Genomic DNA, 12,200 nt, shown 5'->3' with positions numbered 1-12,200 from the left:
TTCGCGGGCAAGCCCGCTCCCACGCTTGACCGAGTTCCAGCATGAGAATGAGGTCCAAATGTGGGAGCGGGCTTGCCAGCGAAAGCGCTACACCCGGCGACGCATCTCTATGAGGCCTACCCAAATCCACCAATACCACTATCACTCCCTTTTGCCTTTCTGCCACACGAGGGACGCATTGGCTGCCTAGCATGGCCTTCATCCGTTTGATGAGGTGCCTTGCATGAACACAGCCCTGACCCAACCCGGCGCACCGATGAAGGTGCGCGGTATCCAGAAACGCTTCGGCGCCTTTACCGCGCTGGACAACGTGTCCCTGGACGTCGCCGCCGGCGAGCTGGTGTGCCTGCTGGGCCCGTCCGGCTGCGGCAAGACGACCTTGCTGCGCTGCATCGCCGGCCTGGAACGCCAGGACAGCGGCGAACTTTACCTGGGCAGCCGCGACGTTTCCCTGCTGCCACCCCAGGCGCGGGACTACGGCATTCTGTTCCAGTCCTACGCGTTGTTCCCCAACCTGACCGTCGAAGCGAATATCGGCTACGGCCTCACCGGCAGCGGTCGCGATGAAGTGCGCAAGCGCGTCGGCCAGATGCTCGAATTGGTCGGCCTGGTCGGCAGTGAAAAAAAGTACCCCGGCCAACTCTCCGGCGGTCAACAGCAACGCGTCGCCCTGGCCCGTGCGCTGGCGCCCGCACCGTCGTTGCTGCTGCTGGACGAGCCGATGTCGGCCCTCGACGCCCGTGTGCGCGAGCATTTGTGCACCGAGTTGCGTCAGCTGCAGCGGCGCCTGGGCATCACCACGCTGATGGTTACCCACAATCAGGACGAGGCCATGCTGATGGCCGACCGCATCGCCGTGATGAACAACGGCAAGGTCGAGCAGTACGCCACGCCGCAGGAAATCTACGACCGCCCGGCCACGCCGTTTGTGGCGGAGTTTGTCGGCCAGGGCAATTGGCTGCCCTTCAGCCGCAACAGTGCCAGCCATGCCCAGGTGGGCGGGATGAACATGCGCCTGGCCGATGATGCCGGCGTGGCCCGCTCCGGCCGTTTGTTCTGCCGCCCGGAAGCGATCAGCGTGAATCCGCCGGTGCATGAAGAAAACCTGTTCCCGGCCAAAGTGCGCGAGATCACCTTCCTCGGCAATCGCTGCCGCATGAGCTTTGAGCTTGAGCAACTGCCCGGTCATCCGCTGCTCGCCGAACTCGCCCCGGAAGCCATGCCGCGCCTGGGCGCCCAGGACATCTGGGTGGCGTTGCCGCCCCGCAGCCTGCAGGTGTTTGCCTGAGATGGCGGCCGTGATGACTCTGCCCACCGCGCGACAGGTGTCCCACGCCGAACGGGGCGACCGCATTTTCGTGGTCGGCGGCAAACTGGTGTGGCTGTTACTGCTGGGCATCGCCGTGTTGCTGCCGTTGCTGGCGATCTTCTGGCGCGGCTTCAGCAGCGAGGCCGGGCAGGGTGGTGGCCTGGTCGCGGCGCGGGAATTGGTCACCAGCGATAACTTCCACTGGCTGCTGGGCAATAGCCTGAAGGTGTCCCTCAGCGTGGCGGCCATTGTCGTACCGCTGGCCTACCTGTTTGCCTACGCGCTGCAACGCACCTTGATTCCAGGTAAGGCTATTTGGCGTGGCCTGTCGTTGCTGCCGTTGATGGCGCCGTCGATGCTACCGGGCATTGCGCTGGTCTATCTGTTTGGCAACCAGGGCATGCTGCGTGGGATGCTCTCGGACAATATCTACGGCTTCTGGGGCATTGTGCTCGGTGAGGTGATCTACACCTTCCCACACGCCTTGATGATCCTGCTGTCAGCGCTTTCCCTGGCGGACGCGCGACTGTTCGATGCAGCCTCAAGCATGGGCGCCAGCCCGGCACGGGCGTTTCGCAGTATCACCTGGCCGGCCACGCGCCAGGCGGTATTCGCCGCGTTCTGCCTGGTGTTCACCCTGACCATCACCGACTTCGGCGTGCCCGTGGTGGTCGGTGGCGATTACCAGGTGCTGGCGCTGGAGGCCTACAAGGCGGTGGTCGGCCAGCAGCAATTCGGTCGCGGTGCATTGATCGGCATGGTGTTGCTGCTGCCGGCGCTGTTCAGCTTTGGCGTGGATGCCTGGTTGCGCCGTCGTCATGGCGACTCCATGAGCGGCCGCGCCCAGGTCTTCCGGCCGGCGCCGTCGCGCACCAGAGACGGCTGCTACCTGGCCATCGTGCTGCTGATCTGCGCGGTGTTGCTGCTGGTGTTCGGCATGGCGGTGTATTCGTCGCTGGTGAAGTTCTGGCCGTACAACCTGTCGCTGTCGCTCAACCACTACCAGTTCGAAGACACGGCCGGCGGCGGCTGGCTGGCCTATCGCAATAGCCTGACGATGGCCCTGTGCACCGCGTTGATCGGCAGCGTGCTGATTTTTACCGGCGCCTACCTGATGGAAAAGACCAAGGGCCAGAAAGGCCTGAACCTGGCGCTGCGCATGCTCAGCTTCGTGCCGATGGCCGTGCCGGGGCTGGTGCTGGGCCTGGGCTACGTGTTCTTTTTCAATCTCAACGGCAACCCGTTGCATGTGTTCTACGGGACCATGACGTTGCTGGTGGTGTGCACCATTGCTCACTATTTGACCACTGCACAGATGACCGCCACCACCGCGCTGCGCCAGCTCGACGCCGAGTTCGAAGCGGCCGCGTTGTCGCTCAAGGCGCCGCTGTACCGCCACTACCTGCGCGTGACGGTGCCGATCTGCCTGCCGGCGCTGCTGGATATCGTGCGTTACCTGTTTGTGTCGGCGATGACCACCGTGTCGGCCGCGATCTTCCTCTACAGCCCCGACACCATCCTCGCCGCCGTCGCCGTGTTGAACATGGACGACGCCGGCAACGTGGGCGGCGCCGCTGCCATGTCGACCCTGATCCTGTTCACCTCGGCCGGCGTCTCGCTGCTGCTGGCGTGGGCTTCACGTGGCGCGCTGCGCCGCTCCCAAGCCTGGCGCCAAAGCGCGCCGGGCCAATAAAACATCCCTGAAGGAGGTGCTCCATGTTCAAGCCCCTGGCGCTGGTCGCTGCCGTACTCACTGCATTCAGCCTGAATGCCTTCGCCAAGACCGAGCTGACCGTGTACACGGCCCTCGAAGCCGAGCAGTTGAAGACCTATAAGCAGGCGTTCGAAAAGGCCAACCCCGACGTCGAAATCAAATGGGTGCGCGACTCCACCGGCATCATCACGGCCAAGCTGCTGGCCGAGAAAGATCGCCCGCAAGCCGACGTAGTGTGGGGCCTGGCCGCCTCCAGCCTGGCGATCCTCGACCAGCAGGGCATGCTGGACAACTACGCGCCCAAGGACCTGGACAAGATCGGCAAGAATTACCGCGACGCTGCCAACCCGCCCGCCTGGGTCGGCATGGACGTGTGGGCCGCGACCATCTGCTTCAACACCGTCGAGGCCGAGAAGCAGGGGCTGACCAAGCCGGTGAGCTGGCAGGACCTGACCAAGCCCGAGTACAAGGGCAAGATCGTCATGCCTAACCCGGCGTCGTCCGGCACCGGCTTCCTGGATGTGAGCGCCTGGCTGCAGACCTTCGGCGAGAAGCAGGGCTGGCAGTACATGGACGACCTGCACCAGAACATTGGCCAGTACGTTCACTCCGGTTCCAAGCCGTGCAAGCTGGCGGCCTCGGGCGAGTTCCCGATCGGCATTTCCTTCGAATACCCCGCCGTGCAGTTGAAGCGCCAGGGCGCGCCGCTGGACATCATCCTGCCGAAAGAAGGCCTGGGCTGGGACATTGAAGCCACGGCGGTGATCAAGGGGACTGCCCACGCCGACGCGGCTAAAAAGCTCGCCGACTTCTCCGCCAGCGCAGCGGCGATGGACCTGTACAAGGACAACTTTGCCGTGCTCGCCCAGCCGGGTATTGCCAAGCCGCAGACCGAGTTGCCGGCCGACTACGAGCAGCGCCTGATCAAGAACGACTTCGCCTGGGCGTCGAAAAACCGCGACAGCATCCTGACCGAATGGCGCAAGCGCTATGACGGCAAATCGGAAAAACAATAACCCCTGATCATTCCCACGCTCTGCGTGGGAATGCGGCTCTGGACGCTCTGCGTCCGCTTTTGCAGTCGTGACGCAGCGCGTCACAGGATGCATTCCCACGCGGAGCGCGGGAACGAGAGGTCTTCATGACACAACTGCTGATCATCGGCGCCGGCATCCTCGGCCTGTCCCACGCCTACGCCGCGGCCAAGCGCGGCCTCAAGGTCAAGGTCTTCGAGCGCAGCGCCACGCCGCTGGGTGCCTCGGTGCGCAACTTCGGCCAGGCACTGGTCACCGGCCAACCGCCGGGGCCGATGCTTGACCTGGCCCGGGAAAGCCGTGCTATCTGGGGGCACTGGGCTGAGCGGGCAGGTCTGCAGCTCAAGCGTAACGGCTCTTACCTGTTCGCCCGCACCGAAGCGGAGGAGCATCTGCTGGAAGCCTTTTGCGCTGGCCGCGCTGCAGAGCACGGCTACAACGTCGAACTGCTGCAAGGCGCCGCCATGAAGGATCTGTACGGCGGCCAGTTCCGTCATCACCGTGCCGCGCTGCATGGCAAGGACGATCAGCAGCTGTATTCGCGTGAAGCGATCCCGGCGCTGATCAGCTACCTGGCGCAAGAGCTGAACGTGGAGTTCTATTTCTCCACGCTGGTGCGCGACGTCGAGCCGGGCCAAGTGCACAGCACGGCGGGCAGTTTTCGCGGCGAGCAGATCATCGTGTGCTCCGGCCACGACTACCAGACCCTGCTGGCCGAATCGATCGCCGAACTCAACCCGAGCATCTGCCGCCTGCAAATGTTGCGTGCGCGCCCGGCGGTCAACCTGAACCTGCAACACGCGCTGCTCACTGGCCTTAGTTGCGTGCACTACGGTGCCTTCGCCGACCTGCCGGAAGCCGCGCCGGTGCAGGCCCAGATCCTGCGCGAAACGCCGCACCTGCACGAACACGGCATTCATTTGCTGATCAGTCCGACGCCGCATGGCGAGCTGATCATCGGTGACTCCCACCACTACGGCAGCGACGCCTCGCCGTTCAATGCCGAGCAGGTGGATGACTGGATGATCGAGTTGGCAGAGCAGACGCTGGGGTGCAAGATCCAGGTGGTCGAGCGCTGGCAGGGCGTGTACGGGGCTCGTGGGCCGGGGCCGTTTTCCTTCCTGCGCGCGGCGCCGGGCGTGAGTGCGGCGCTGATGCACACCGGCGTGGGCATGAGCGTGGGGCCGGCGCTGGCCGAGCGAAATATCACCACACTGTGGGGAGAGGCGTGATGAACCCGGAACAGGCGATAGCCGACGTCTTCGGCTTGTACGAACAGCACGGCACGGCGGATTACATTGGCGAGCCGGTGTCGCAGATCGAGCACATGTCCCAGGCGGCGCAGTTGGCCATGGCCGAAGGCTTTGACGATGAAGTGGTGTTGGCGGCGTTCTTCCACGATATCGGCCACCTGTGCGGCCAGGGCGCCGAGAACATGGGCGGGTACGGCGTGGTCAGCCACGAACGGCTGGGGGCGGATTACCTGCGGCGCGCGGGTTTCAGCGAGCGCCTGGCCAAACTCGTGGAGTACCACGTGCAGGCCAAGCGTTACCTGACCTTCAGCCAGCCGGACTACTACGCGCGCTTGAGCGAAGCCAGCCGGCGCACCCTGGGTTACCAGGGCGGGGTCATGACAGCCGAGGAGGCCCGGGCCTTCGAGCAGGATCCGCTGTGCCAGGTCAGCCTGCGCCTGCGCCACTGGGACGAGCAGGCCAAGGAAATGCACGTGCCGGTGCTCGACCTCGACGTGCTCAAGGCCAAGGCTCGGCAGCTGCTGGCGGCTTAAGTCTGGTCGAGACGCTGGGCCAGTGCTTCGACCTGTTCCTGGCGCTCGGCCTGGTTGAGTTTGGCGTGCGGGTTGAGGGATGACCATTGTGGATGGGCGCGAGCCTTGTGCAGCGCATCCGGCAACTTGCCTTCGCGCCAGGTTTTGTCCTGAGGCGTATCGACCTTGATGCTGTGCATCGCCGCATGGCCACGCAGGTTCAGGGCCTTGAGCAATTGGCGTTGGCGCAGGGCCAGCAGGCGCAGCACGCTGTCGTCGACGGTCAGCTCACGCTGGCCCTTGATCTTGCCGAGCAGGCGGCTGCCATAGCTGCGCGCGGTCTGCAGCGCGCCGCCGGCGATGGCACCCGCGATGGCGGCGGCGCCGAGGGTCAGGCCGCCGACCAGCAGGTCCACGCCGGCACCCGCGGCCGCGCCTGCCGCAATCCCGCCGCCGACGCGCACGCCGAGCTGCTTGAGGGTTTCCGGGTTGAACAGGTCATCGCCCCAACGACCGTCCAGCAGCGGCAAATCACTGGCGGCGGCGTCCTGTGGGCGAAAGCCGAACAGCTTGAGCAACGCCTCGACGCACTTTTGCTCACGCTGGCGTACGGCCTTGCGCAATTCCACGATGGCCTGCTGTTCGTCTTCGGTGACCACGCTGCGTCGACACGCGGCACAGTCGATCAGCAGCTCGGCAATCAATCGCGCGGCGCTTTGCTGGCGGGCCTGGCGTTGGGCTTGCTGGTCAAGAATCAACCGCTCCAGTTGCGGACGGGCGTTTTCCAATAGCAGGGCGAGGCTTTCATACAGGCGCCGCTCGCCGTCTTCCGGCGGCGCGACGCTGTCGAACCGTACCAGCGCATGCAGGCCGAGGCGTGCCAGGGCTTCACGCCAGTCCGGCTCGCGGTGGTCACTGCTGCTGACGAAGTTGAGTACCGGCAGCAACGGCTTGCCGCAGCTGGCCAGCACTTGCAGCTCGTCGCGGTACTTGGCCAACACCGGCTCGCGGGCGTCGATCACATACAGGCCGGCGTCCGAGGCCAGCAGTTGGCGCAGCACCTTGGCCTCCTGTTCGAAACGCTGGCGGGCTTCGCTGCCCTCCAGGAAGCGCGCCAGGCGTGCCGGGCCGTCCAGGCGTTCGCCGGGGCGATCCAGGCGCTCCAGGTAGTCGAGCAGGGCAATGGCATCTTCCAGGCCGGGCGTGTCGTACAGCTCCAGCAAGGCTTCGCCGTCCACCGACAAGCGCGCACCTTCTACATGCCGCGTGGTGCTGGGGCGATGGGAGACTTCGCCGAAGCCGACATCCCGGGTGAGGGTGCGCAGCAAGGAGGTCTTGCCGACATTGGTGTGGCCGACCACGGCGAGTTTCAGCGGTTTAGTCATGACCGGTCTCCAGCCAGTTCAGCGGCGCGCAGTCGGCGAAGGGCAGCTCGAGTTGGTGCAGCGCGACATGCCAATCACCCAGGCGCTCTGCGTCCAGCGCCTGGCCAGGCGGGGCCTGCAGCAGCCATACACGGGTGGCGGTGGCGCTGCGCGCAAGTTCGGCGATCAGCGCCAGGCTGCCACGGTCGGGCGAGCGGCGTGGATCGCAGGCGATGGCCAGGCGGGCCGGCGGGAAGCGGCTGAGCTGCTCCAGCAGTTTGTTGCGCGATTCGCGGCTGTCGAGGATGCCGGCGTTCTTCACGCTGGCCGGCAGTTTCGGCGGCCAAGGGTGCTGGTCATCCAGCTCGATGGCCACCAGCAACGCGCCGTCGCTTTCCAGTTCACTGACGCCGCCGGTGGCGTGATGCAATTGTTCGGGCGCAGCGTCGTTGACCCCAAGCCGTTCACTGCTCGGCATCAGGCGTTCGCGCAGTTTGCTGTAGCCGGGCAGGTTGAGGTCCAGGCGCAGCGCGGCGCGCCCGCGTTTCCAGCGCCACAGGCACAGCAGGGCGAGGATCAGCCGGGGCAGCAGGCCATAGACCAGCAGCACGCCCACCAGCCAGGCGGCCCAGGCCTGGCGAGCGCTTTCGATGTTCAGCGCGGCATCGCCGCTGGCGCGAATCATCTCGGTGCTCGGCACATTGAAGCCGAGCAGGGCGGGCAGGGTGCCGAGGGCCTGGGTCACGGCAACAAAGGTGTCGGCACCGAGGATGGTGGTTTCCCACACAAAGCCGTAGCGGCGGGTGGCGAGTAGCGTCAGAAGAATCACCAGGGCACTGAGCAACGCCAGCAGCCACAGGCTGTTGACCAGCACACCCACGGCCCAGCGATTGAGCTTTTGCCGTTGCAGCAACAGCAGCAATGCCGGCGCCAGTTGGGCGGCCTTGGCATCACGCGCGAGTTTTTCGCTGAGCCATAACCACAGGCGCCCAAGGCTGGCGCTGTGTTCGCCGGCAAACAGCAGGCCCAGCGCCCAGCTCAGCAGCAGGATCAGGTTCAAGCCGAGCAGGCTGCCGAGCGCCCAGAACACATTCACCGGGGTCAGGCCGTTGCCCAATGCGGCAAACGCCAGGCCCGCGCCACTGATCACCGCGACGATGGCCAGCAGCACCAGCGCCAGGCGCGCGCCTTGCAGCCAGCGGGTGAGGGCGGCCGTGAGCCCATCGCGCTCGGCCAGGTGCAAGGCACGCTGCTGGATGCGTGTCGGCAGGTCGCCACCGGCGGTGCGGGCGAGGCGATTGGCTTCCAGGTCTTCCAGGGGGCCGGCGTGTTCTTCCCGCAGGCGCACGGTTTCTGTCAGCCAGAGTTTTTGCAGGGGGTTCAGTGCAGTCACGCGCCGTCCTGTTGAGCAAGTGAGGTTGGAGCATAACCGCTGGCTCGCACCTCTGGTATTCTCGTCGCCATGAAAAAAACTCTCCCTTTAAGCCTGATCGCAGCCCTCGGTGAAAACCGCGTGATCGGCGTCGACAACAGCATGCCCTGGCATTTGCCGGGGGATTTCAAATATTTCAAGGCCACCACGCTCGGCAAGCCGATCATCATGGGGCGCAAGACCTGGGACTCCCTGGGCCGACCGCTGCCAGGGCGCTTGAACCTTGTGGTTAGCCGTCAGACCGGCCTGGCGCTGGAAGGTGCGGAAGTTTTTCCGTCACTGGACGCGGCGGTAGAGCGCGCTGAGGAATGGGCCAAGGCGCAAGGCGTGGACGAACTGATGCTGATCGGCGGTGCGCAGTTGTATGCGCAGGGGCTGGAGCAGGCGGATCGCCTGTATTTGACGCGGGTGGCGCTGAGTCCGGAAGGGGATGCGTGGTTTCCGCAGTTTGATACGAAGCAGTGGAAGCTGGTGTCGAATGTCGAGAATGCGGCTGAGGGAGATAAGCCGGCGTATAACTTCGAGGTTTGGGAAAAAGCCTAAGAGCTTCGCGAGCAAGCCCGCTCCCACATTTGACCGAGTTCTAACATGAGAATGTGGTCAAAATGTGGGAGCGGGCTTGCTCGCAAATGCGGTCTATCAGGCCTGCGCCAACTCCGCATGCTCATCCGCATTCAACAACGTTTTGTCCGTCTGCCCCATGACCTGGCTGGTGATCGCGCCGGCCGTCATCGAGCCATTCACGTTCAGTGCCGTGCGGCCCATGTCGATCAGTGGCTCCACGGAAATCAGCAGCGCCACCAGTGACACCGGCAAGCCCATCGCGGGCAGCACGATCAGCGCGGCAAAGGTTGCACCGCCACCCACGCCGGCAACGCCGGCCGAACTCAGGGTCACAATTGCTACCAACGTCGCGATCCACAGTGGGTCCAGCGGGTTGATGCCTACGGTCGGCGCGACCATCACCGCCAACATCGCCGGGTAGAGGCCGGCGCAGCCGTTCTGGCCGATGGTGGCGCCGAACGAGGCGGCGAACCCGGCGATGGATTGCGGGATGCCCAGGCGGCGGGTCTGCGCTTCAATGCTCAGCGGGATCGCCGCCGCGCTGGAGCGGCTGGTGAAGGCAAAGGTCAGCACCGGCCACACCTTGCGGAAGAAACGCAGCGGGTTGATCCCGGCCAGGGACAGCAGCAGGCCGTGCACCACAAACATCAGGCCCAGGGCAAGGTACGAGACCACGACAAAACTGCCGAGCTTGATGATGTCCTGCAGGTTGGAACCGGCGACCACTTTGGTCATCAGCGCTAATACGCCGTACGGCGTCAGCTTCATTACCAGGCGCACCAGGCGCATCACCCAGGCTTGCAGGGTGTCGATGGCGTTGAGCACTTTCTGGCCTTTTTCCACGTCATCCTTGAGCAGCTGCAGTGCGGCAACCCCAAGGAAAGCAGCGAAAATCACCACGCTGATGATCGAGGTCGGCTTCGCTCGGGCCAGGTCGGCAAACGGGTTGGCCGGCACGAACGACAGCAGCAGTTGCGGGATATTCAGGTCGGCGACCTTGCCGGCGTAATCACTCTGGATCACCTGCAGGCGCGCCATTTCCTGGGTGCCGGCCACCAGGCCTTCGGCGGTGAGGCCGAACAGGTTGGTCAGGCCGATGCCGATCAGCGCCGCAATCGCGGTGGTAAACAGCAGTGTGCCGATGGTCAGGAAGCTGATCTTGCCCAGTGACGAGGCATTGTGCAGGCGCGCCACGGCGCTGAGGATCGAGGCGAACACCAACGGGATCACGATCATTTGCAGCAGTTGCACGTAGCCGTTGCCGACCAGGTCGAACCAGCCGATGGAGGCTTTGAGCACCGGGTTGCCGTCGCCGTAGATCGTGTGCAAGACAGTGCCGAACACCACGCCGAGTACGAGCGCAACCAGCACCTTCTTGGCGAGGCTCCAGTTGGTGCGACGAGTTTGTGCCAGGCCCAGCAGCAGGGCCACGAACACCAGTAAGTTGAGAATCAGGGGCAGATTCATTGAAGCTCCGTTGAGAAGGCAGCCAATCGCGTGAGCCTGCGATTGCGAACCGGAAAGCCTAACAGCTTGAAATATATTGATTTAATACCGATATGGAATGGTGGCTGTCGTTTTTGGAATAAGCATCTGGCGCGCATGCACACGCCTTTGGCGCAATCACGACGCAAGCGGTCGCGCTCGGGCGGTAACTGTCACAGGGATTTGTTAGCGTCGATGTTTTTAACTCAGGGAGAAAACGCATATGAAGCTCGCTTCGAGATTGTTTGCCGCCGCGCTGTGTCTGGGCCTTGCCGGACAAACCATGGCCGCCACCGAGTTGAAACACTGGCCGGCACCGGCCGCCGAGCAACTGAACAAAATGATCGCCGCCAACGCCAACAAGGGTAATTACGCGGTGTTCGACATGGACAACACCAGCTACCGCTACGACCTCGAAGAATCCCTGCTGCCCTACATGGAAAACAAGGGTCTGATCACCCGCGACAGCCTTGATCCGTCGCTCAAGCTTATGCCGTTCAAAGACACCGCCGACCATAAGGAAAGTCTGTTCAGTTACTACTATCGCCTCTGCGAAGTGGACGACATGGTCTGCTACCCGTGGGTTGCCCAGGTGTTCTCCGGTTTCACCCTCAAGGAGCTCAAGGTGCAGGTCGATGAACTGATGGCCTCCGGCAAGCCCGTGCCGGTCAGCTATTTTGAAGGCGACGTGGTGAAGCAATCTGAGGTGCAGCCGCCGAAAGTCTTCACCGGCCAGGCCGAGCTGTACAACAAGCTGATGGAAAACGGCATCGAGGTGTATGTGATGACCGCCGCGTCGGAAGAGCTGGTGCGCATGGTCGCCGCCGATCCGAAGTACGGTTACAACGTCAAGCCGGAGAATGTGATCGGCGTGAGCACCTTGCTCAAGGACCGCAAGACCGGCGAGCTGACCACCGCACGCAAGCAGATTGCCGCCGGCAAATATGACGAGAAGGCCAACCTCGGCCTGGAGCTGACCCCGTACCTGTGGACCCCGGCCACCTGGATGGCGGGCAAGCACGCAGCCATCCTCACCTACATCGACGAATGGAAAAAACCGGTGATCGTCGGCGGCGATACGCCGACCAGCGATGGCTACATGCTGTTCCACGATGTGGACGTGGCCAAGGGCGGCATCCATCTGTGGATCAACCGCAAGGACAAATACATGACCCAACTCAACGGCATGATCGCCAAGCATGCGGCGGCGCAGGCCAAGGAAGGGTTGCCGGTGACGGCGGACAAGAACTGGGTGATCGTCAAGCCTGAGGAAATCCAGTAACACCGAGGCGCGCCCATCGCAGGCAAGCCAGCTCCCACATGAGCCGAGTTCGTTCAGGCTCAGCCTGCCCGTGTGGGAGCCCGGCTTGCCGGCGATGGCGTCAACGAGATCAATACAGGACTCAAGGCCGCCATCGCAGGCAAGCCAGCTCTCACATGAGCCGAGTTCGTTCACGCTCAGCCTGCCCCTGTGGGAGCCCGGCTTGCCGGCGATGGCGTCAACGAGATCAATGCAGGACTCAAGGCCGCCAT

Annotated in this window: 10 protein-coding genes; 7 read left to right on the top strand and 3 right to left on the bottom strand. The window is 63.9% G+C overall.

The window, feature by feature from the left end; genetic code table 11:
• Positions 1–223 precede the first annotated feature (223 nt).
• From JFU04_RS27955 to JFU04_RS27935, 5 genes are all read left to right on the top strand, one after another.
• Positions 224–1,288: a putative 2-aminoethylphosphonate ABC transporter ATP-binding protein gene (locus JFU04_RS27955; RefSeq protein WP_201146077.1), complete on the top strand. Its 1,065-nt coding sequence runs from the start codon at positions 224–226 to the stop codon at positions 1,286–1,288.
• 1 nt (position 1,289) lies between these two features.
• The gene (locus JFU04_RS27950) at positions 1,290–3,002 is read left to right on the top strand and encodes a putative 2-aminoethylphosphonate ABC transporter permease subunit (RefSeq protein WP_106802366.1); all 1,713 of its coding nucleotides are present in this window, start codon (positions 1,290–1,292) and stop codon (positions 3,000–3,002) included.
• A gap of 23 nt (positions 3,003–3,025) precedes the next feature.
• A complete protein-coding gene (locus JFU04_RS27945; protein ID WP_159960711.1) occupies positions 3,026–4,039 on the top strand; it encodes a putative 2-aminoethylphosphonate ABC transporter substrate-binding protein in 1,014 nt (337 codons plus the stop codon).
• Positions 4,040–4,164: 125 nt separating this feature from the next.
• The gene (locus tag JFU04_RS27940) at positions 4,165–5,289 is read left to right on the top strand and encodes a TIGR03364 family FAD-dependent oxidoreductase (RefSeq protein WP_201146076.1); all 1,125 of its coding nucleotides are present in this window, start codon (positions 4,165–4,167) and stop codon (positions 5,287–5,289) included.
• Entirely contained in the window at positions 5,289–5,843 is a 555-nt protein-coding gene (locus tag JFU04_RS27935) for a phosphonate degradation HD-domain oxygenase (protein WP_201146075.1), read from the top strand. The genes JFU04_RS27940 and JFU04_RS27935 overlap by 1 nt, the downstream gene beginning before the upstream one ends.
• On the opposite strand, the gene JFU04_RS27930 is transcribed toward JFU04_RS27935, so the two are convergent.
• On the bottom strand, positions 5,840–7,207 hold the full coding sequence (locus JFU04_RS27930) for a DUF3482 domain-containing protein (protein WP_201146074.1): 1,368 nt from the start codon (positions 7,205–7,207) through the stop codon (positions 5,840–5,842). The two genes, JFU04_RS27935 and JFU04_RS27930, sit on opposite strands and share 4 nt — an antisense overlap.
• Positions 7,200–8,579 carry a DUF2868 domain-containing protein gene (locus JFU04_RS27925; RefSeq protein WP_201146073.1) on the bottom strand — a complete coding sequence of 460 codons (1,380 nt, stop codon included), beginning with the start codon at positions 8,577–8,579 and terminating at the stop codon, positions 7,200–7,202. Before JFU04_RS27925 ends, JFU04_RS27930 begins: the two co-directional genes overlap by 8 nt.
• 69 nt (positions 8,580–8,648) lie before the next feature.
• Between JFU04_RS27925 and JFU04_RS27920 the strand changes: the two genes are divergently transcribed.
• Positions 8,649–9,161, top strand: coding sequence for a dihydrofolate reductase (locus JFU04_RS27920; protein ID WP_201146072.1), 513 nt, complete (start codon positions 8,649–8,651; stop codon positions 9,159–9,161).
• A 96-nt stretch (positions 9,162–9,257) separates the two neighbouring features.
• On the opposite strand, the gene JFU04_RS27915 is transcribed toward JFU04_RS27920, so the two are convergent.
• Positions 9,258–10,649, bottom strand: a complete 1,392-nt coding sequence (locus tag JFU04_RS27915) for an L-cystine transporter (RefSeq protein ID WP_201146071.1) — start codon at positions 10,647–10,649, stop codon at positions 9,258–9,260.
• Positions 10,650–10,890: 241 nt separating this feature from the next.
• Between JFU04_RS27915 and JFU04_RS27910 the strand changes: the two genes are divergently transcribed.
• A complete protein-coding gene (locus JFU04_RS27910; protein ID WP_065902203.1) occupies positions 10,891–11,949 on the top strand; it encodes a phosphorylcholine phosphatase in 1,059 nt (352 codons plus the stop codon).
• The last annotated feature ends 251 nt before the right edge of the window (positions 11,950–12,200 follow it).

The sequence above is a fragment of the Pseudomonas sp. TH21 genome (assembly GCF_016651025.1).
Taxonomy (GTDB): Bacteria; Pseudomonadota; Gammaproteobacteria; order Pseudomonadales; family Pseudomonadaceae; genus Aquipseudomonas; species Aquipseudomonas aylmerensis.
Note: the sequence above shows the minus strand (reverse complement) of the source record. Positions and strands in the feature narration are given on the sequence as shown.

Excerpts from the sequence above, each read along its gene's own strand:
- JFU04_RS27935 (WP_201146075.1), top strand. The coding sequence starts at position 5,289 with ATGAACCCGGAACAGGCGATAGCCGACGTCTTCGGCTTGTACGAACAG.
- JFU04_RS27920 (WP_201146072.1), top strand. The coding sequence starts at position 8,649 with ATGAAAAAAACTCTCCCTTTAAGCCTGATCGCAGCCCTCGGTGAAAAC.
- JFU04_RS27930 (WP_201146074.1), bottom strand. The coding sequence starts at position 7,207 with ATGACTAAACCGCTGAAACTCGCCGTGGTCGGCCACACCAATGTCGGC.
- JFU04_RS27945 (WP_159960711.1), top strand. The coding sequence starts at position 3,026 with ATGTTCAAGCCCCTGGCGCTGGTCGCTGCCGTACTCACTGCATTCAGC.
- JFU04_RS27950 (WP_106802366.1), top strand. The coding sequence starts at position 1,290 with ATGGCGGCCGTGATGACTCTGCCCACCGCGCGACAGGTGTCCCACGCC.
- JFU04_RS27955 (WP_201146077.1), top strand. The coding sequence starts at position 224 with ATGAACACAGCCCTGACCCAACCCGGCGCACCGATGAAGGTGCGCGGT.
- JFU04_RS27915 (WP_201146071.1), bottom strand. The coding sequence starts at position 10,649 with ATGAATCTGCCCCTGATTCTCAACTTACTGGTGTTCGTGGCCCTGCTG.
- JFU04_RS27940 (WP_201146076.1), top strand. The coding sequence starts at position 4,165 with ATGACACAACTGCTGATCATCGGCGCCGGCATCCTCGGCCTGTCCCAC.
- JFU04_RS27910 (WP_065902203.1), top strand. The coding sequence starts at position 10,891 with ATGAAGCTCGCTTCGAGATTGTTTGCCGCCGCGCTGTGTCTGGGCCTT.